13 protein-coding genes are annotated in these 21,008 nt (G+C 68.0%); 6 read left to right on the top strand and 7 right to left on the bottom strand.

Annotated elements, in window-relative coordinates; genetic code table 11:
* Nucleotides 1-150: 150 nt before the first annotated feature.
* Nucleotides 151-3,093 carry an SDR family NAD(P)-dependent oxidoreductase gene (locus AC1RU4_RS25750; RefSeq protein ID WP_492894646.1) on the top strand — a complete coding sequence of 981 codons (2,943 nt, stop codon included), beginning with the start codon at nucleotides 151-153 and terminating at the stop codon, nucleotides 3,091-3,093.
* Nucleotides 3,094-3,116: 23 nt separating this feature from the next.
* The gene (locus tag AC1RU4_RS25745; RefSeq protein ID WP_492894644.1) at nucleotides 3,117-7,967 is read left to right on the top strand and encodes a beta-ketoacyl synthase N-terminal-like domain-containing protein; all 4,851 of its coding nucleotides are present in this window, start codon (nucleotides 3,117-3,119) and stop codon (nucleotides 7,965-7,967) included.
* 57 nt (nucleotides 7,968-8,024) lie between these two features.
* Here the strand turns inward: AC1RU4_RS25745 and AC1RU4_RS25740 are convergent, their stop codons facing one another.
* From AC1RU4_RS25740 to AC1RU4_RS25710, 7 genes are all read right to left on the bottom strand, one after another.
* Nucleotides 8,025-9,401, bottom strand: coding sequence for a hypothetical protein (locus tag AC1RU4_RS25740; RefSeq protein WP_492894642.1), 1,377 nt, complete (start codon nucleotides 9,399-9,401; stop codon nucleotides 8,025-8,027).
* Nucleotides 9,401-10,303: a sulfotransferase family protein gene (locus tag AC1RU4_RS25735; protein ID WP_492894640.1), complete on the bottom strand. Its 903-nt coding sequence runs from the start codon at nucleotides 10,301-10,303 to the stop codon at nucleotides 9,401-9,403. The genes AC1RU4_RS25740 and AC1RU4_RS25735 overlap by 1 nt, the downstream gene beginning before the upstream one ends.
* A 133-nt stretch (nucleotides 10,304-10,436) precedes the next feature.
* The gene (locus AC1RU4_RS25730; protein WP_492894638.1) at nucleotides 10,437-11,810 is read right to left on the bottom strand and encodes a hypothetical protein; all 1,374 of its coding nucleotides are present in this window, start codon (nucleotides 11,808-11,810) and stop codon (nucleotides 10,437-10,439) included.
* A gap of 8 nt (nucleotides 11,811-11,818) precedes the next feature.
* A complete protein-coding gene (locus AC1RU4_RS25725) occupies nucleotides 11,819-12,751 on the bottom strand; it encodes a sulfotransferase family protein (protein ID WP_492894636.1) in 933 nt (310 codons plus the stop codon).
* 25 nt (nucleotides 12,752-12,776) lie between these two features.
* Entirely contained in the window at nucleotides 12,777-13,670 is an 894-nt protein-coding gene (locus tag AC1RU4_RS25720; protein ID WP_492894634.1) for a sulfotransferase family protein, read from the bottom strand.
* Nucleotides 13,667-15,097 (bottom strand): hypothetical protein, encoded by a 1,431-nt coding sequence (locus tag AC1RU4_RS25715; RefSeq protein WP_492894632.1) that lies wholly within the window; start codon nucleotides 15,095-15,097, stop codon nucleotides 13,667-13,669. The genes AC1RU4_RS25720 and AC1RU4_RS25715 overlap by 4 nt, the downstream gene beginning before the upstream one ends.
* A gap of 80 nt (nucleotides 15,098-15,177) precedes the next feature.
* Nucleotides 15,178-15,735, bottom strand: coding sequence for a hypothetical protein (locus tag AC1RU4_RS25710; RefSeq protein ID WP_492894630.1), 558 nt, complete (start codon nucleotides 15,733-15,735; stop codon nucleotides 15,178-15,180).
* Nucleotides 15,736-16,017: 282 nt separating this feature from the next.
* On the opposite strand from AC1RU4_RS25710, the gene AC1RU4_RS25705 reads away from it, so the two are divergent.
* The 4 genes from AC1RU4_RS25705 to cysN all read left to right on the top strand — a co-directional run bounded on the left by AC1RU4_RS25705 (nucleotide 16,018) and on the right by cysN (nucleotide 20,805).
* A complete protein-coding gene (locus AC1RU4_RS25705; RefSeq protein ID WP_492894628.1) occupies nucleotides 16,018-16,932 on the top strand; it encodes a CE1 family esterase in 915 nt (304 codons plus the stop codon).
* 151 nt (nucleotides 16,933-17,083) lie between these two features.
* Nucleotides 17,084-17,938, top strand: a complete 855-nt coding sequence (cysQ, locus tag AC1RU4_RS25700) for a 3'(2'),5'-bisphosphate nucleotidase CysQ (protein WP_492894626.1) — start codon at nucleotides 17,084-17,086, stop codon at nucleotides 17,936-17,938.
* 76 nt (nucleotides 17,939-18,014) lie between these two features.
* Nucleotides 18,015-18,908 (top strand): sulfate adenylyltransferase subunit CysD, encoded by an 894-nt coding sequence (gene cysD / locus AC1RU4_RS25695; protein ID WP_492894648.1) that lies wholly within the window; start codon nucleotides 18,015-18,017, stop codon nucleotides 18,906-18,908.
* 1 nt (nucleotide 18,909) lies between these two features.
* Complete coding sequence (gene cysN / locus AC1RU4_RS25690; RefSeq protein WP_492894624.1) at nucleotides 18,910-20,805, top strand: sulfate adenylyltransferase subunit CysN; 1,896 nt, start codon at nucleotides 18,910-18,912, stop codon at nucleotides 20,803-20,805.
* Nucleotides 20,806-21,008: the final 203 nt, after the last annotated feature.

Here is a 21,008-nt window from a genome sequence, read left to right as displayed (position 1 = left end):
ACCCTGATGCCGGCCCGCGCGCCGGCGCCGCGGCCGGCGCCCGCTCCCGTCGCGGCCGCGCCGATCACGGTGAGCGCAACGGTCGCGGCGGTCCCCGCCGCGCCGATCCCCGCCGCGCCCGCGATGAACGGCAACGTCCATGCGGCGGTGGTGACCGTCACGGCCGCGCCGCCGACCCCCGCCCCCGCCCCGGCGCCGGCGGCTCCCGCCCTCGACAAGGCTGGGATAGCCGACCTGCTGCTCGGCCTGGTCGAGGAGCGCACCGGCTATCCCCGCGACATGCTCGGCCTCGACCAGAAGCTGGAGGCCGATCTCGGCATCGACTCGATCAAGCGGGTCGAGATCGTCGGCGCGCTGGTGAAGGGGCTGCCGGCCGGGGCCTTCGGCTCCACCGACGGGCTCGGCGAGAAGCTCAACGCCTGCAAGACCCTGCAGGGCATGATCGACTGCCTCGGCGGTGCGATGGCCGGCGGGGCCGTGCCGGGCGGCGCCGCGGGCGGCGCGCCCGTCGCCGTGGGGGGCGTCGCCCTCCCTTTTGACCAAGCCGGGGCCGATACAGCCGTAAAGGCCGGCGAAAGCCGTCCGCCCCGGTTTCTCATCAAGGACGAGGCCGAAGCGCTGCCGCCGCATGAAGCGGCGCTGCCCGCCGGCCTCTATGTGCTCACCGATGACGGCGCCGGGCTCGCCTCGGCGCTGGCCGCCCGTATCGAGGTGGCCGGCGGCCGGACGCTGATCCTGGTTTCCGGCCATGCCGAGGCCAATGCCGCCAATGTCGCGGAAAAGGTCGCCGGCCTCGTGCATCTCGCGCCGATGGCGACGCCGGCGCGCCCGCTCGGCGAGGCCCTCGACCATTGGCGCGCCGACATCGCGATCAACGAGGCGCTGCCGCACCGGCTGCTCAAGCGCTTCGGCGCCTCCCTCGGCGAGGGCGGAAGGGTGCTGCTCGCCACCTCGCTGGGAGGCCGCTTCGGGCGCGGCGCCGATCTCGGCGGCATCAACCTGCAGGGCGGTTCGCCCGGCCTCGCCAAATCGGCGCAGGAGGAGTGGCCCGCCGCCATCGCCAAGGCCATCGACCTTGATCCGGTCCAGGACCTGGAGGCCAGGGCCGACCAGCTCTTCGCCGAGCTCGCCGCGCCCGGCGGCCGCCGCGAGGTCGGCTATCCCCAGGGCATCCGCACGATTTTCCGCTCGGTGGCCCAGCCGATCGCCACCCCTGCCGTCCCGCCCGTGCAGCCGCGCGCAGTGCTCGAACCCGGCGCCGTGGTGCTGGCGACCGGCGGCGCGCGCGGCATCACCGCCGAGACGCTGCGCCCGCTCGCCCGCCCCGGCGTGACGCTGGTGCTGGTCGGCCGCTCGCCGCTGCCCGGCCCGGAGGACCCCGCCTTTGCCGGCGCCGCCACTCCCGTGGCGCTGCGGTCGGTGCTGATCGCCCGCGCCCGCGCGGCCGGCACGGTGCCGAAGCCCGCCGAGATGGAGCGCGACGTGCAGGCGATCCTGCGCGACCGCGAGATTCGCGCCAATCTCGCGGAGATGACGGAAGCCGGCGCCCGCATCGTCTACCGCGTCGCCGATGTCAGCGATCCGGCCGCCGCCACCGCGCTGGTGGCGGGCATCCTCGCGGAGTTCGGACGGCTCGACGGCGTGCTGCACGGTGCCGGAATCATCGAGGACAAGCTGATCGTCGACAAGGACCCGGCAAGCTGGGCCCGCGTGGTCGAGACCAAGGCGATGAGCGCGCTCGCCATCGCCGCGGCGCTGGATACGTCGACGCTCGGCTTTTTCGTGCTGTTCGGCTCGGTGGCCGGGCGCTACGGCAATTCCGGCCAGAGCGACTACGCCGCCGCCAACGAGATGCTCAACCGCCTTGCCGCGCAGCTGAAAAGCCTGTGGCCGGCACATGTGAAGGTGGCGGTGCTGAACTGGGGGCCGTGGCTCGGCACGCGGCACGGGCCGGGCATGGTCTCCGACGAGACCCGCCGCAAGTTCGAATCCAAGGGCGTCGACCTGGTGCCGCCGCTGGGCGGGGCGCAGGCCTGCGCCGACGAGATCCTCGCCGGCCCGCTCGGCGATGTCGAGATCGTCATCGGCCAAGGCCCGTGGGAGCGCCACGAGACGGATATGGGCGCATTGGATGCGGCTGCCGCCACGAGTGCGGCACCGCTCGCCCCCGCTGCCCCCTCCCTCGCCGCCGACCTCTCCTTCCCGCACCTGCCGCTGATTTCCGGCGCCGGCATCGGCCCCGGCGCGCGTGGCGGACGGCTGCTCACCCGCACCCTCTCGCTCGCCCGCGACCTGCATCTGGAGCAGCACCGCATCGACGGCGTGCCGGTGCTGCCGGCCGCGGTGGCGCTGGAGCTCGCCGCCGAGGCCGCCGCCGCCGTCTGGCCGGGCTGGCAGGTGGCGGAAGTCTCCGAGCTGCGCCTGCTCTCGGGCCTCAAGCTCGACGACGACGCGCCGCGCGACATCGAACTGCATGTGCTCGGCAGCGAGCATGGCGACGCCGCCGGCTTCGGCGCCACGGTGGAGCTGCGCTCGCCCAATGGCCGCCCGCATTACCGCGTCGCCCTCAAGATCACCGACGCGCTGGAGAAGGCCGAGCCGCTCGCCTGGTCGCTCAGCCCCGCGAACGCGCCGCTCAGCGCCTTCGAGGCCTATCGCGACATGCTGTTTCACGGCCCCTGCTTCCAGGTGGTCACCCGCCTCGACGGGCTGGACGACAGCGGCATCATCGCCGACGTGCGCGCCAGCGCGCCCGGCAGCTTCATTGCCGCCGCGGCCCCGCAATCCGTCTGGCTGTTCGACCCGGCGCTGGTCGATGCCGCGGCGCAGATGGCGTGGGTGTGGTCCTGCGCCCGGCGCGGCACCGCGGCGCTGCCGAACCGCTTCGGCCGCGTCCGGCGCTTTGCCGGCGCCGGCGCCCCGGCGCGGATGCTGTTCGCCCTGCAGCCCGGCCTTGCCGAGCACCAGGTGGCGGCCGACGTCGCGGTGGTGGACGCCGACGGCCTGCCGGTCTTCGTCATCGAGGAACTGGAGAGCACGGCCAATGCCGCGCTCAATCGCCTGCGCGGCTATGCCGGGGAAATCCGCCTCTAAACCGTGTCGATCGGAAGTGACCCATGTTGATGCCGTCGACACCTCCCGCCACCGATGACGCGGACATCGCCATTGTCGGCATGGCCTGCGCCTTTCCCGGCGCCGACGGGCCGGATGCCTTCTTCCGCAACATCCTCGCCGGGCAGGAGCAGGTCTGCCAGCCGCAGCCGGAATGGGACGCGGCCCGCTATCTCGCCGGCGCCGGCCCCACCCGCATCACCACCTCGGCCGGCGGCTATCTCGGCGACCTGTTCCGCTTCGATCCCGCCGAGCTCGGCCTCATGCCCTCCTCGGTCGACGGCTCGGAGCCGGACCAGTTCCTGGCGCTGAAGGCGGCGCGCAACGCGCTGAAGGATGCCGGCTATCTCGGCGACGAGCACGACCACACCAATAGCGGCATCATCCTCGGCCATTCCACCTATCTGCATCGCGGCAATGCCAATGTCGTGCAGCACGGCATCGTCGTCGACCAGACCGTCGACCTCATCCGCGCGCTGATCCCGGAAGCCTCGGAAGACGCCATCGGCAAGCTGAAGGCGGCGCTGGCCGCCAAGCTGCCGCCCTTCAATGCCGACATCGCGCCGGGCCTCGTCCCCAACGTGATGACCGGGCGCATCGCCAACAAGCTCGACCTGCGCGGCCCGAACTACATCATCGACGCCGCCTGCGCCTCGTCGCTGCTCGCCATCAACATCGCCATGGAGGAGCTGCGCGCCGGCCGCTCGGACCTGATGCTGGCCGGCGGGGTGAACGCCTCGATCCCGGCCGAGGTCTATATGGTGTTCACCCAGCTCGGCGCGCTGTCCCGGCGCTCCAGGGTGCGCCCGTTCAGCGTCGGCGGCGACGGCACCCTGCTCGGCGAGGGGCTCGGCATCGTGGTGCTGAAGCGGCTCGACGACGCGCTGCGCGACGGCGACAAGGTCTATGCGGTGATCAAGGCGGTCGGCCAGTCCAGCGACGGCAAGGGCTCGGGCCTGCTCGCGCCGCGGCTGGAGGGCGAAATCCTCGCCATCCGCCGGGCGCTCGGCGATTCCGGCGTCGACCCGGCGACCATCGGCCTCGTCGAGGCGCATGGCACCGGCATTCCGCTCGGCGACCGCACCGAGATCAGCGCCCTGCGCGACGTGTTCGGCTCGCGGCTGGAAGGGCTGCCGCGCACCGCGCTCGGCTCGGTCAAGTCGATGATCGGCCATTGCATTCCCGCCGCCGGCATGGCCGGCCTGATCAAGACCTCGCTCGCCCTGCGCCACAAGGTGCTGCCGCCGACCCTGTGCGACGAGGTCAACCCGGACCTCGGCATCGACACCACGCGGCTCTATGTGAACACGACCGCGCGGCCCTGGGTGCAGCCGATGGGCTCGAAGCGCCGGGCGGCGGTGAACGCCTTCGGCTTCGGCGGCATCAATTCGCACGCGATCCTTGAAGAGCCGCCGGCCAGCCTCAGGGCGGCACGGCCCTATTACCAGTCCGCCGAACTATGCGTGCTTGCCGCCGATACGCCGGCGGCGCTGGCCGGGAAGGTGGATGCGCTGACGGCGGCGCTGGACGGCCCGCTTGCCGGGGCGTCTCTCCCCGCCATCGGTGCGGCGCTGGCCGACGCAGCGCTCGGCGCCGGTCCGGCGCGGCTCGCCATCGTGGCGTCCGACATCGCGGAACTGAAGGACCGGCTCGCGAAGGCGCGGGTGCGCGTCGCGTCGGCCAAATCGAGCCTGAACGGGCGCGGCGGCTTCTTCGTCGCGGCGGCTCCGCTGGAAGGCAAGCTCGCCTTCGTCTTCCCCGGCGAGGGCTGCCAATACCAGGGCATGCTGGGCGACGTGCTCACCGCCTTCCCGCCGGCGCGCGAATGGTTCGACTTCTGGGACGGCGTCTTCGGCGATGCGCGCGGCTTCCGCCCCAGCGACTGCGTCTTCCCGCCGCCGACCACGCTCGACCCGGAATGGGCCGGCAAGCTGGAAGCGGCGTTGTACGGGCTGGAGCTCGGCTCGGAATCGGTCTTCGTCGCCAGCCAGGCGCTGCTCGCCGTCACCCGGACGGTGGGGCTGACGCCGGATGCCATGGTCGGCCATTCCAGCGGCGAGCACAGCGCCCTGCGGGCCGCCGGCGTGTTCGGCTCGGAGAGCTGGGACGAGCTGGAGCGCAATATCCGCGACCTCAACCGGCTCTATCAGGAGATGGACGGCGCCGGCGACGTGGTCGGCGGGGCGCTGCTGACCGTCGGCGCGGTGCCGCGCGAGCGCATGCTGGAGCTCGCCGAGGCGAGCGCCGTGCATGTGGCGCTGGATAATTGCCGGCAACAGACCGTGCTCTACGGCGAGCGCAGCCGGCTGGAGATCCTCGCCAGCCAGCTCGGAAGGGAAGGCGGCCTGTGCGCCTTCCTGCCCTTCGACCGCCCCTATCACACCCCGCTCTTCGCCCCGATCGCGGCGATGGTGGAGGGCACCTATCGCACCATCGGCTTCCGCACGCCGGAGCGGCCGGTCTATTCCTGCGCCACCGCTTCGCTCATGCCGGAGGATCCCGGCGCGCTGCAGGCGCTCGCCGCCGAGCAGTGGCGCTCGCGGGTGCGCTTCACCGAGACCATCGAGCGCATGCATGCCGACGGCTACCGCATCTTCGTGGAGATCGGCCCCTCGGCGAACCTGACCGGCTTCGTCGACAACATCCTGCAGGGCACCCCCGACAAGGGCGCCGGCGCCATGGCGGTGCCGCTCGACAGCCGCCGCCGGTCGGGCCTCACCCAGATCCTGTCCGCCTTCGGCCGGGTGTGGGCGGCGGGCAGGAGCCTCGACCTCGCCGCGCTCTATGCCGATCGCGGCATCGCGCCGGTCGATCTGGACGTCGAGAAGGCACCCGTCCGCCGCGACCGGGTGTTCCCGAACACGCTCGCCGCGATCCGGTTCGACGAGGCGGAACTGGCCGATTTGCGCGATGCCCTGCGTCCGGTGGCGGTCGTCGCGCCGGCGGCGGCGGACATATCGGTCTCACTGGACATTTCCGGCCCGGAATCGGGCTCATCGTACACCTCACCCTCCTCACCGGACACGGCCGGGCCGATCCCGATGGAGGTATCCGGCGGCCTCTCGCCGGAGGGGGTGCTGCAAGGGCATTTCGACCTGATGCGGCAGTTCCTGGAGACGCAGGCCGCCGTCATGGGCGCCGCGGTTCAGGATGGCGGGATGGACTATTATCCCGCGGTGGCGCCGGTCGTCGAGGCGCCCGCCGCGTCGCTGCCCTTCCTGCAGGAGATCGTCGAGGCGAGCCCCGACCGGCTGGTCGCACACTGCTTTGTCGATGCGATATCAGATACTTACGTGCGCCAGCATGTGCTCTATGCCACGCATGTCTCCGAGCTCGACCCATCCCTCACCGCGCTGCCGGTGGTGCCGCTGGCGGTGAGCCTCGAGATGCTCGCCGAGGTCGCGAGCGGGCTCGACGGCTCGTTTGCCGCGCCGGTGCGGCTGGAAAATGTGCGGGCGCATAATTGGGTGGCGCTGGACGAGGGCTACCGGACGCTGCAACTCACCGCGACCCGCCTGCCGGCGGAGGGCGCGGAGCGCCGCTATGCGGCGACGGTCGCCGATACGGAAGGCGGCCCGCTGGTCGACGCGGTTGTCATTTTCGATGATTTATCAACCGCTTATGACGCCGTGCCGCCGCTCGTCTCCCCTCGTGCGCCGATCTGGCGCGACGAGGATCTCTATTCCACCGGCATGTTCCACGGCCCGCTCTACCACAGCATTGCCGGCCTCGTCGGCTGGAACGAGCAGGGCCTCGACGCCCGCCTCGCCGACACCCCGCTGGAGGGCTTCTTCAGCGGATCGGAACGGCCGTCGCTGCTGCTCAATCCGGTGCTGCTGGACGCTATCGGCCATGTCACCGCCTTCTGGCTGGCGCAAAGCATCGGTACGGATTTCAGCTCCTTTCCGTCGCGGATAGACCGTATCGATCTCAGCGGCGCGGGACGTGAGGATACCGGTGGCGGGTGGATCGGCGGCCGCATGGCGTTCATTCCCGGCGAACACGGCACGCGATATCTGAGCGGCGACTTTTCCGTGGTCGCCGCGGATGGCTCGTTGCTTCTGCGTGCTACCGGATGGCGCGATCGTTTCTTCGATGTGCCGCACCGTTTCTATGAAGCCCGCTGGATGCCGCGCGAGGGCTGGTACGGCGAGGATGCCAGTTCCGCCTTCGCGGCCCCGCTGCCGGAGGGCGCCGTCGCCTGGCTCGTCCCGGCCTTTCCGGCCGGATTCCTCGACGATGCCGGCGGAATCTGGCGCCGGGTTCTGGTGCATACCGTGCTCTCCGCCTCGGAACGCGAGGAATGGCGTGCCTTGCCGCCCAGCCCGCGCCGCCGCGACGACTGGCTGATCGGCCGCATCGCGATCAAGGAAGCCACCCGCGCCTATCTGGCGCAGGCCACCGGCACGCTGCTGCTGCCGGCCGATATCGTGGTGGCCACCGGCGGGGACGGCCGCCCCTTCATTACCGGCGAAGGCTTGGAATTGTTCGGTTTTCCGCCGGAAGTCTCGGTGTCGCACGTCGCCGGTGCCGCCTTCGCGGTGGCGGCGCCGGCCGGCATGGCGGTCGGTGCCGACATGGAGCCGGTCGGCCGCGTCGCGCCCGGCGACCTGCTCGCCGCCGGCTTCAGTGCCGAGGAGCGGGCGGCGCTCGGCGAATCCGAGGTGCTGCGGGCCTGGTGCGCCAAGGAGGCGGCCGCCAAGGCACTCGGCACCGGGCTGGAGGGCGCGCCGCAGGCCTTCCGCATCGCCTCGCTCGGCGCGGCGCAGGCGATCGTCGATGGGCCGGACCATCCGGGCATCGAGGTGCGGCTCGGCGACGTCGGGGGCGCCGTGCTGGCGGCGGCGTTCATCTGACGAAGTTCCGACCTAAGTATTTGCGTAGAAAGGATGTTCCTGCCACGCGAGGCGATGCTATCGCCCGAGCAGGATGTCGAAGACGGCATGGTCGCCCGGCGCCACCGAGTGCTCGGCCAGCTGCGCCATCAGATCGACCAGCGGGCGGTAATTGGCGCTCGCCGCCCACAGCCCGTCCGACGTGGAGAGCAGGGCGGTGATGCCGACGCCGGCGGCATTGCCGCCGCCCTCGTCGAGCACGCAGGACCATTCCATCCCGTCGACGCTCGCCCAGAGCTGGTAGCCGCCGACGAGCTCATATTCGCCGAGTTCGAGCGCGCGGAACGCTTCCCACTGGAAGGTGCCGGCATAGAGCACGCCGTCATGGCTACCCAGCGCCCAGGCGGCGGCATTGAACGGGTCGTCGAAGCCGGGTCCCATCATCGACAGCGGCACCTTCAGCCCCGCCGGCGTGAAGCGTGGCCGGCCGACGATCAGCTCCCAGTCGCCGGTCTGGTCCAGCCGGACGATTTCCACCGCCGCCTGGCCGATATCCGAGGCCTCGTCATAGCCCGCCCCATCGGTGCCGCTCGCCACATAGAGCGCGCCGCCAAAGGAGGCGATGGCGGTCACGACCGGGTTGAAATTGAACCCGTAGGCCCCCTCGGTCAGAACTTTTTCCCAATGATAGGAGGAACTTGGGAGAGGCGTGGCACGCCAGAGCTGGAAGCCGCGCTCGCGGTTGGAGGTGCCGGCATAGAGATGGGTGTCGGTGGCGTGGAGGCAGGTCACCGCGGCATTGTCGGCATCGCCGAATCCCGGTTTCATCACCGGTTCCCAGTGCCGGGAGACCGGGTTGTCGCTGGCGAAGACGAGCGCGCTGCCGGCCTTCTGCCGGTCGGCCATCTCGTCCGCCACCGTGCCCGTCGCCGCGACATGCAGGCGGCCGGCGAAGACGGTGAGGGCCGAAAAGCCGAAGATCGAGGGGTGGCCCAGGCCCGGCTCGCCAACCGGCGTGAAGATCTCGCCGTTCAGCGAGCGCAGCAGACGTCCGCCGCCCATCGACAGGGCGCCGACGTAAAGCGCCGGCGCCGGATCGTCCTTGCCCTGAAACACCGCCATCGACACGTAGCCGATGTCGAGATGGCCGGGCGTGTCGAGCAGGCGGTCGGCGACCGCCCGATGGAGGGCGACCGGGATCTGCCGGTCGATGAAGGGCGTGAAGCTCTCCGTCTCCTCGACGGTCGGCGATTCGAGCACCACCTGCCAGTGTCCGTCGGCGCGGCGGCGCAGGATGCGCGCGGGGCTCTCCTCGTCGCCGGCGCCGATGCGCCCGGTGCCGACATAGAGCTGTCCCTGGAACTCGATCAGGCAGTGCGCCAGCGGCGCGGGCGGCAGCCCGGCCTGGGTCGGGTCGAGGCGGACGAGGCGAGCGGAATCGAGCATGGCCGACATCAGCAATATCCGAGCTGCTTGGCGAGCTTGACCGTTCGCGGGTCGAAGCTGCTGCCGGCGCGCCAGGAGAGCTCGCCCACCAGCGCCGGCTCCTTCAGCCGCGCAAGGCGGACCGGGTCGAGCGTCGGATTCTCCAGAAAATTCGGGTCGTTACCGAGCGGGGCGTTGCGCGGCCCCGGCCGGGCATAGGGCGAAAGCTCGGGGTGCATCATCGCCTCTATGGCCTGCGGGTCGGAGCGGATGCCCAGCCATTCGCAGATCTGCGGCATGTAGACGGCGAGGTTCGCCATCAGCCATTCGCCCTTGAGGCGCATATACTGGCCGAGCGGCAGGTGCTCGGTCATGGCGAGCACCAGTTCGTGGCTCAGCCGCCACATGCGCTCGGGGTCGTTGCGCTCGCTGTCGCCGGCCATGCGGTTGAGGCTCTTCAGCCCCGCGGTCTGTTCCCGCAGGGCGATCACCGAATCACCGGTTCCGCGCGGATGGCGGGTCAGGTGCAGCAGGTTCGAATCGGGAAAGCTGTTGAGCAGCCGCGCCACCGCATCGCGGCGGAACAGCGTGCTCGGGCTCTTGTCGATGAGGATGCGGCCGCCGACGCATTCCTGCAGATGGTCGAATACCTGCCGGACGCTCCAGTTGAGCCGCGCATCCACCCATTCCTGGGCGCGGACGATGCCATCCTCGGTCTGCTCGGCCTCATGCAGCTCGGCAAGCGCCCGCAGCAGCCCGTGCTTGCCGATCGAGCGCATGAAGATCGAGCCGTACCAGGCCTCGCCCAACGTGTCGCCGAGGAAAAGATTGAGCTCCGGCAGGCCGTAGCACTGCGGATGTTGCCCGAGCATGCCGCACACGATGGAGGAATAGGAGCGTGGCGGGCACAGAATGAACAAAGGCTCGGGCATAACCATCCCACACGCGCAACAGAACCGGTAGGGCGTCCGGCGCCATACCCCTCGGGCGACTCAAACTACACGAGGACGGCGCCTTGGCAACGCGCGCGTGGCGATGCGTCGGCGGGCCCTCCCGGCGACCGTCTCATTGACCGAGCAGCACATCGAAGCCGTCGGGAAAGTCGGCTTTGGCGTTGTTCTTGCGGGACAGCAGGCGCAGAAGCCGGCTCTGGTTATGCGTGCCGACCGCGAGGCCGAATGGCGTCGATACCAGGGTGCGGATGCCGAGCTGGCCGGCATTGCCGTTGCCGTCCTCGATGACCGGTTCCCAGTCCTCGCCATTGTCGCTGGCCCAGAGCTGGTAGCCGCCGACGACGTTCTGCGGGGTTACTTCCATGGAACGGAAGGTCTCCCATTGGTGGGTGCCGAGATAGAGCGAGCCGTCATGCTCGGCCATCGCCCAGATGACGGAATTGTAGAAGTCGCCCAGACCCGGCCCCAGCATGGCGAGCGGCACTTTCAGCCCCTTGTCGGAAAAGCGCATCGTGCCGGCGATAAGGTCCCAGCTGCCATCCTCATGGATGCGCATCAGCTCGGCCGAGGCCGGGCCGATATCGTGCACCGTGTCGTAGCCGTGCCCGGTAATGCCGCTGCCGACATAGAGGTCGCCGCGGAAGGTCGCCATCGCCGAGGTTGCGAGGTTGTGGTTGAAGGCGCCGCCGCCGTCGACGATCACCCGCTCCCACTGGTAGGGGGGCTCGCCTTCGGCTTTCGAGCGCCATACCTGCAGGCCGCGCTCGGGATTGCAGGTGCCGGCATAGATGCGGCCATGCGCGACGGCGAGGTCGTAGATGCCGTAATTGCCGGGGTCGCCGAAGCCGTTTTCCGACGCTTCCCGCCAGATGCCGCCGACCGGGTCCTCGGTAACATAGACCTTGGTCTGCGGAGCGACGATGCGGTCGAGATAGGTATCGGTCACCGTGCCGGCGGCGGCGGCAAACAGCTTGCCGTCGAGCGCCTTCAGCCCCCGGAAGGAGTAGATGTCGGGATTGCCGAAGCCCGGTTCGCCGGCGATCTCGAAGGTCGAGCCGTCGAGCGAGCGGAGCAGCAGGCCGCCGGTGCGCGACATGGTGGTCACATAGAGCGCCGGTTCGGGATCGGACTTGCCCTGGAACACGCACATCGAGCGGAAGCCGATGTCGCGCGGGACCAGGCCTCCGGTCGGGCGCTTGGCGAATTTCGAGAGATCCACCTTCTTGGAATGCAGCGAGACCTGCCGATCGGGCACGAAGGAGCGCACCGTTCCCTCGATCATCGGCGATTCATAGACGACGTGCCAGGCGCTGTGGGCGGCGTCGTAGCGCAGGATGCGCGGCGCATCCTCGGCGCCGTTCACATTGGCACAGCTGGCGCCGACATAGAGCTGGCCGCGGAAGAACGCCATGGAATGCGCGGTGGCGTTGGACACGCGCCCGACGCCGCCGGCGGCGATGACCTCGAAATTATTGGCCTGCAGCATGGTCGCCCTCACGAGTAGCCGAGTTGACGGGCAAGCTTGATGGTGGGTTGCGTGAAGACCTCGCCGGGCCTCCAGCTGAGTTCGCCGTCCAGCCGGCCCTCCTTCATGCGAGCCAGACGATCGCGGTCGAGGGTCGGATTGCCGAGGAAATTGGGATCGTTGCCACGCGGCGCGTTGGCCGGTCCCGGGCTGGCATAAGGCGAATTCTCCGGATGCATCATTGCCTCGATCGACTCGGCATCGCCGCGTATGCCGAGCCATTCGCAGATCTGCGGCAGGTAGAGGTCGAGATCGGCGAGCAGTGTCTCGCCCTTGATGCGCATGCACTGGCCGAGCGGCAGGTCGACGGTCTTCTCGACGATGAGGCCGTGGCTGAGGCGCCAGACGCGCTCGGGGTCAAAGCCGCCCTTGCGGCCGACATGGTCGAGCACCGCATAGGTGTTGCGCAGGCTGAGCACGCTGTCGGCGGTGGAACGGGGGTGCCGGATCAGATGCAGGATATTGGCGGTCGGAAACACCCGCAGCATGCGCTCGACGAATTCCTTCTTGAACACGATGCTCGGGCTCTTCTCGACGAGGATGCGCGGGCCGACCATTTCCTGGATATGGGCCCAGACCTTTTCCACCGGCCAGTCTTCATGGCTGTCGACCCATTCCGTGGCGCGGTTGATCGTGTCCTCGTCCTGGCGGCCCTCATGCAGCTGGGCGAGGGTGCGCAGCACGCCGTCGCCGCCGAAGGACTTGCCGCCGAAGCTCTTGGTGGTGTCGCCCAGCGTGTCGCCGGTGAACAGGTTCAGTTCCGGCAGCCCGTAACATTGCGGGTGCTGGCCGATGACGCCGCAGACGATCGATGAAAAGGAGCGCGGAGGGCACAGAATGAACAGCGGATCCGGGCTGCTGCCAAGAGTGGCCAGGGCGGAGGTCTCGTCGGCATTCGGCATCAGGCGAACCTTCCGAAAACAGGGGTCAATAGCCGAAGATCATGGCGTAGGAGCGCAACGCCTCGCTGAATTCGATGGTCTGTCCACCCGGCGTGGTCCATTCCAGCGGCCGGGGCTTGTAGGAATAGGGACGGAGCGCCGGCTGCTCCATGAAATTGGGATCGGTCCCATATTTCGCGTTTTTCGGGCCATAGGCCGCGAAAGGCGAGTTCTCCGGGTGCAGCATCGCCTCGACGGCGTCGGCGCCGGTGTCGATCTCCATCCATTCGGCGAGCTGCGCCATGTAGCTGCGCGGCTCGCTGAGCATATCCTCGCCACGCAGGCGCATGCGGCGCTCGGGCGGGATGGTCTCGAGGAATTCGAGGATGGTCAGGTGCGGCTTCAGCCACATCTTGTCCGCGGTTTCCGTGGTCAGCGACGATTCGTCGTGATCGCCGGTTTCCTGCCCGGTTTCCTTGAGCTCGCGGCGCAGCTGGTAGAGCGATTTCAGCATGTCGCCGGGATGGCGGGTGAGGTGCAGGAAGCGGGCCTGCGGGAAGTTCCTGGCCATCCGCCGCATCGCTTCCGGCACGAAGACATGCACAGGGCTCTTGTCGACGAGGCTGCGCCCGTCCGCCATATCCTGCAGCAGTTCGAACAGCTCGCCGGTCGACAGATCCTTGTTGTCGGCAAGCCAGAGCCGCGCGGCCTCGATCGTGGCTTCGGTCTGCTCGCCGAAGGCGAGGTCGGAAATCGAGCGCAGCAGCCCCTGCTGCAGCCGCTGGCGGCTGCGGAACAGCGTCATCAGCGCCGAGACGTTGTCGGCGATGAACAGGTTGACCTCCGCCAGCCCGTAGAGCTGCGGGTGGCAGCCGATCATGGCGCAGGAGATCGAGGTGAATGAGCGCGGCGGCGCCAGGATGAAGAGAGGAGTGGTCACGCGGTGTGCCCCCACCAGAGTTCGAGGCCCCCGCCGCCGACGGCGCCGGCTTTCGAGGTTGGCGAGACGAAAACACCGTGTGGCGTCGAGAGCAGCTCGCGCACGCCGTAGTTCATCGGGCTGCTGCCCGGAAAGCCGCTACGCGTGACGGCTTCCCACTTCTCCCCGTCGCGGGTCCGCCAGAGCGCGAACTCGCCGGGCTCGCGGGCCTCGGTGTCTTCGCGCAGGCGCTTGTACTTCGCTTCCGAGAGGTCGGTGCGGTCGCGCAGATAGGTCGGCATCCAGCGCCAGCCGGCCGTGCCGACCATCAGGGCGCCATCCTGCACCGTCATCCGCCAGAAAGCATGCGTGTAAGGGTCGCCGAAGCCGCCGGCGAGGCCGCTGACCGGCTTCTTCAGGCCGTGCGGGGTAAAGCGCGCGGTGCCGCTCACCAGCTCCCAGCGATCGTCGGGGAAGACGCGGATCATCTCGGCCGGGTAGGGGCCGAAGCGGTCGAGGCCGCCGCGTCCCTGGCGCTGCACGGTGGCGGTGACGTAGAGCGCACCGTCGAAGACGCAGACCGCGGCCGGGATTGCGCTGGTCGATCCGAGCCAGGCGCCGCGATCGATCACCTTGTGCCAGCGATAGGGCGGCTCGCCCTGCGCCTCGGTGCGCCAGAGCTGGAAGCCCCAGCGCGTGTTGAGCGTGGCCGCATAGAGCTGGCCTTCGAACACGGTCAATTCGTTGATGGACAGGTTGTCGGGATCGCCGAAGCCCGGCTCGCAGGCGGCGACCCAGTTGCCCTCGCGCGGATTGTCGGCGGCATACACGATCGGGTAGTCGGTCATGTTGTCGTCGAACATGCCGCGCCCATAGTTCTTGCCGGTCGGCGTGGTGAACAGCCGGCCGTTCAGACAGGCCATGGCGCGCACCGAGGCGATGTCGGCGTCGGGCATGTTGAAGCCCTGGCCGCCGCATTCCTCGATCTTCACGCCGTCCTCGCTGCGCAGGAAGACGACGTTCCCCTCCAGCGAGCCGACGCCGAAATAGATGCAAGGGGCGCTGTCGGAGGCGGTCTGGCACACCAGAGACGCGCGGATGCTGCGGTCACGGGCCCGGAAGGTGCCGTCCCGCCCCTTGACGATCGGGCTGTCGAACACCTTGCGCCACTGGCGCGCGGCGGGGTCGAAGGTGAGAATCTGGGCGCCGTCCTCGTCGCGGCCGCCGGTCGTGGCGCTTTCGCCGCCGGTGCGGGGACTGTCGCGCCCGGTATAGCGTCCGAGAAAGCCGAGCATGGCCCGGCCGGTTCCCAGGATCACTCGATCCTTGAACCAGGCCATGGACTGGCTGGTGCGGATGGAGGGATTGAGGAATGGAATGTCGAGGAGCTCGAAGTCCCCGGCCTCCAGCGAGTCCACCGTCTTATCGACCGTGCCGCCCCGCACCATTCCCATCACTCCCGAATACGTTGTCCATGCACCGCCAGCCTGTCAGGCCGGTTCTTGATTTTCATGACGATATCAGAAGATCACGGGCGGCCGCCGCCCTTGCCGAGACGTTCAAGGAGCATCTTGAGCTTTTCGCGGCGGGCATCGCGATCGCCGTCGCCGGCCGTGCCGCCCTTGCCCTGTCGGGCTTCGATGAGGCGTTTGATCAGCTCCCGGCCGCCTTCGCCGCCGCCCCCCTTGCCGCCGCCGAGCTTTCCGCCCAAAGCGGCTCCAAGCCCGCCGCTCAGCCCACCACCGCCGAGCTTGCCGCCCTCGCCGCCGCCCTTGCGGGCTTCGATCAGCCGTTTGATGAGATCGCGACGTGCGTCCGGGTTGCCGGACTTGCCCTCGCCCCCGTCCTTGCGTCGCTCGGCAAGGAATTTCAGGAGACGGGCGGCCTTGTCGCCCTGGCCGTCGGCAGCGGCCGAGCCGCCTGCCGGCTTCTTAGCGGGCTCCCCGACATCGTCCATGATGCCGCCGAGGCCGCCGCCCGCATCTTCCTGGTCCTTCGCGGTGAATCCTGCCGCCTCGACCTGACCCCGACGGCTCTTGAGGGCGTCGATCCGGCTGCGGTTGTCTTTATTTCCCGAAGTGGACATTTGAGGGTGACGCCTTTGTGCGCAGCAAAGGGTGGTATTCCAAAAAAATACTAAGTTTCAAGAAATTAGGTTAGAAAGTCAGCCTAATTGCGCCGCTACCGGTTGTCCAGTGTCGTAACTCGTCTCATGCGCCTTTTGGCGTATATGTCCGCTTGCGCAACTTTTCGCCATGCAAGTGGTTTTGATGGTACGCACGGATTGGGCCTCGCCGGTCGAGGACCTGCCCGACGCGCGAGAACAAGAGTGCAAGCTGTTTCATCCCTATGTCGGAGGAGCTTACGCATGCCGATTGACGGTCGTTGGAAATGGCTGGCTTTGCTCGCCGGCCTCGTTGTCCCCATCGCCAATGCCGAGGCCGCCACCAGCGTGCAGGGCAATATTGGCGGGCGGACCTATACGGCTTATGTGCCGGATGGCGCGCCGCCGGCAGGCGGATTCCCGGTGGTCATGGTGCTGCATGGCGGCGGCGGATCCGGCGAGCGCATCGCCCGGCAGACCGGCTTCACCCGCTACGTGGATCAGAAGCGCTTCATCGCGGTGTTCCCCGATGCGGGTGGCCAGCAATGGAACGACGGGCGCGAGACGACGCGCTCGGGCGGAAACGATGTCTCCTTCCTGTCCTCGGTGGCGCGCGACGTGGCCTCGCGCGGCGGCGATCCGCGCCGGGTCTTCGTGGCCGGCGCGTCGAATGGCGGGATGATGACCCTGCGCCTCGCCTGCGAGGGCTCCGGTACCTTCGCCGGTTTCGCGGTGGTCATCGCCAACATGCCGACCGGCCTCATCAACCGCTGCCGCCCGGCAGGCGGCGCGCCCATCATCTTCTTCAATTCGACCACCGATCCGCTCATGCCGTGGGACGGCGGGCAGATACGTGCCGGCATGATGCGGGGCGCCGGCGGCAGCGTGGTCTCCACCTCCGAGACCGTCGATTTCTGGGCACGGGTGAACGGGTGCAGCAACGAGCGGGTCCAGGCTTTGCCCGACCGCGCCAATGATGGCACGTCGGTGCGCCTGCACAGTTTCGCCAGCTGCGCGGCGGCCCCGACGGTGCTCTACGAGGTGCAGGGCGGAGGGCATACCTGGCCGGGCGGGCCCGAGCCGGAGCGGGCGATGGTCAAGCGCATCGTCGGTCCCACCAGCAAGGACATCAGCGCCACGGCGACCATTCTCGACTTCTTCTCCCGCTACGGGCTGTAGTCCATGGCGGTATCCGGAGGCCTCGTCCGCGACACCTCGCCCCGTGGGAAGCCCAGTGGCGTTCCCTAGTCAATTATGATTAGGATATGTTGCGGGCTAGATCTCAACCGGTGGGTTGGGATTGGGGGTATGACGTGCGGATGCGGGCGGCATGAAAATACCGATGACGGATGGTGGAAACCTCTCCGGCCTCGTCGATCTCGCGTTGCGAGCCGGCCGTGTCATCATGGACGTCTATGCCACTGACTTTTCGGTGGATAGGAAAGCCGACAATTCGGTCGTGACCGAGGCGGATCGGCAGGCGGAACAAGTGATCCTAGCCGGTCTGCCGGCCCTGTTCCCGGACGTTCCGGTGATCGCCGAAGAAGAAGCGGCGGCAGGGCGCGTGCCGACGATCTTTCGGCGTTTCGTGCTGGTCGACCCGCTCGACGGCACCCGCGAATTTCTCTCGCGCAACGGCGAATTCACCGTCAACATCGCGCTTGTCGAAGACGGTGTGCCGACGATGGGCGTCGTCTATGCCCCGGCGCTGGGCGTGCTCTATGCCGGCGCTGCCGAGAGCGCGTTCAAGGCGAACGTCGTCGACTACGAAATCGTCGAGGTCTCGACGATCGCGGTGCGTTCGGCTTCCCCCTGCATTCAGGCGATCGGCAGCCGCTCGCACGGTTCTGAGGCCACGACGGCCTGGCTGAGGCGCTATGCCGATCTGTCCTTCGTGTCGGCGGGGTCGTCGCTCAAGTTCTGCCTAGTGGCCGAGGGGGCGGCGGATGTCTATCCGCGCCTCGGGCGGACCATGGAATGGGATACGGCAGCGGGCGACGCGGTATTGCGGGCGGCCGGCGGTGCCGTGGTGACGCTGGACGGCGCCGCGCTGCGCTATGGCAAGCGGCTGCAGGCCACGGATACGGATTTCGCCAATCCGTATTTCATCGCCTATGGCGATCCGGATCTTGCTCCATCGGTGTGTCGGCCGCAGGACGCGGCGGTTTCCCCACTTGTTTCGTAAGACCGACGATCGGCCGGTGGCCCTGCATCGTTGCGAAGCGTGCGTTTGAAAGGACTGATGTGTGTCGTCTGATCGTATGACCCATTTGCGGCGCCTGGAGGCGGAATCGATCTTCATCATCCGCGAAGTGGCGGCCGAGTTCAAAAAGCCGGTGATGCTCTATTCCATCGGCAAGGATTCGGCGGTGATGCTGCATCTGGCGGTGAAGGCGTTCTATCCCTCCAAGCCGCCTTTTCCGCTGATGCATATCGACACCACGTGGAAGTTCCGCGAGATGATCGCCTTCCGTGACCGGATGGCGAAGGAGTTGGGCTTCGACCTCATCGTCCACACCAATCAGGCCGGGATCGACCAGGGGGTCAATCCGTTCGATCACGGCTCCTCGCTCTATACCAACGTGATGAAGACCGAGGCGCTGAAGGAAGCGCTGACGCTGTACGGCTTCGACGCGGCATTCGGCGGCGCGCGGCGCGACGAGGAGAAGAGCCGCGCCAAGGAGCGCATCTTCTCCTTCCGCACCGAGACGCATGCCTGGGATCCGAAGAGCCAGCGTCCCGAGCTGTGGAACCTCTACAATACGAGGGTGCGGCCGGGTGAATCGATCCGCGTCTTCCCGCTGTCGAACTGGACCGAGCTCGACATCTGGCAATATATCCTCGCCGAGCAGATCCCGATCGTTCCGCTCTATTTCGCCGCCCGCCGTCCGGTGGTCTGGCGCAGCGGCCAGATGATCATGGTGGACGACGAGCGCATGCCGCTCATGCCCGGCGAGATGCCGGAGGAGCGGCTGGTGCGCTTCCGCACGCTCGGCTGCTATCCGCTCACTGCGGCAATCGACAGCGATGCGGCGAGCCTGGAGGAGATCGTGCGCGAGATGCTGATCGCGCGTACCTCCGAGCGGGCTGGCCGCCTGATCGACCATGACGAGGCTGCCTCCATGGAAAAGAAGAAGCGCGAAGGATATTTCTGAGATGAGCATGCCTGCCGAGGCGGATGCTTTCGCCGACTATCTCTCCGTGCACGAACACAAGAGCCTGCTGCGCTTCCTCACCTGCGGCAGCGTGGATGACGGCAAGTCGACCCTGATCGGCCGACTCCTCTACGACACCAAGCTGTTGTTCGAGGACCAGCTTGCCACCCTGTCGAACGACTCGCGCAAGCACGGCACGGTGGGGGACGATCTCGACTTCGCCCTGCTGGTCGATGGTCTCGCCGCGGAGCGCGAGCAGGGGATCACCATCGACGTCGCCTATCGGTTCTTCGCGACCGAAAAGCGCAAGTTCATCGTCGCGGACACGCCCGGTCACGAGCAATATACCCGCAACATGGCGACGGGCGCCTCGAATTCCGACCTCGCGGTCATCCTGATCGACGCCCGTCAGGGCATTCTCACCCAGACGCGGCGCCATTCCTTCATCGTGTCGTTGCTTGGCATCCGCCATGTGGTGCTGGCGGTGAACAAGATCGACCTCGTCGACTTCTCTCAGCAGGTGTTCGACGAGATCGTCGCCGCCTATCGCGAATTCTCGGCGGGTTTCGGTTTCGAGACCTTTGTCGCCGTGCCGCTCTCCGCCCGCTATGGCGACAACATGCTGGAGAGGAGCCCGCGCACGCCCTGGTATGACGGGCCGACGCTGGTGGAGCATCTGGAGACGGTGCCGGTGGCCGATGACGCGCTGGCGCGGCCATTCCGCATGCCGGTGCAATGGGTCAACCGGCCCAATCTCGATTTCCGCGGCTTCTCCGGCACGGTGGTCAGCGGCTCGGTGAAGCCGGGCGACGCCATCGTGGTGGCAGACTCCGGGCGCACCAGCAAGGTCAAGTCGATCGTGGTGAAGGACGGCCTGCTGCCGCGGGCCGATGCCGGCGAGGCGATTACCCTGACGCTTGAGGACGAGGTGGACATCTCGCGCGGCGATATCATCGCCGCCGCGACGGCCCGGCCGGAGGTGTCCGACCAGTTCGCGGCGCATGTCATCTGGATGCATGACGACCCGCTGCTGCCCGGAAGGCCCTATCTCTTCAAGACCGGCACTCGCACCGTCAGCGCCAGCGTCACCGAGATCAAGCACAAGGTCGATGTCAACAGCTTCCAGAAGCTGGCGGCCAAGCAACTGGAGCTGAACGAGGTCGGGGTGGTCAATCTCGCCACCCAGCAGCCGATCGCGTTCGATCCCTTCGCGGACGTACCGCAGACCGGCGCCTTCATCGTCATCGACCGGATGACCAACCTGACCGTCGGCGCCGGCATGATCGATTTCGGCCTGCGGCGGGCGACCAACGTGCATTGGCAGGCGCTGGAGGTGGGCAAGGCCTCGCGGGCGGCCATGAAATTCCAGAAGCCGGTGGTGCTGTGGCTCACGGGGCTATCGGGGTCCGGCAAGTCCACGGTTGCCAATCTCGTGGAGAAGAAGCTCAACGCGATGGGGCGCCACACCTATCTGCTGGACGGCGACAATGTCCGCCACGGGTTGAACAGGGATCTCGGCTTCACCGAGGTGGATCGGGTGGAGAATATCCGGCGCGTCGGCGAAACGGCCAAGCTGTTCGTCGACGCCGGGCTCATCGTGCTGACCTCGTTCATCTCGCCATTCCGTGCCGAGCGGCAGATGGCACGGGAAATTCTCGAACCAGGCGAATTCATCGAGATATTTGTCGATACCCCGCTCTCGGTGGCCGAGCAGCGCGATCCCAAGGGCCTCTACAAGCGGGCGCGCCTCGGCGAGATCAAGAACTTCACCGGCATCGACAGTCCGTATGAGGCGCCCGAGAACCCGGAAATCCATCTGGCTTCCGGGACGCGCCCGCCCGAAGAGCTGGCGGATGAAATCGTCGCTTATCTCGGCGAGCGTGGCTATCTGCTCTGAGGGGTGGGCGGCCGCAAAGGCCGATGAAACAAGGCCGGGCTGGCATTTGATGTCGGTCCGGCGACGGAGCGATGTCGAATTTTCAACATGGCTCCGAAATCGCTGTTGACACCCTGAACCTTGGCTCCTATAAACCGGCCCATCGACGGGGCGCGCCGCTGACGGCGGGTTTGGCGCTCCACTGAAACCCCGACATCGGCGAG

The organism is Ancylobacter sp. GW821-FHT10E12, from assembly GCF_058809335.1.
The sequence above is the reverse complement of the archived record's forward strand: the minus strand, read 5'-3'. Positions and strand labels throughout refer to the sequence as shown.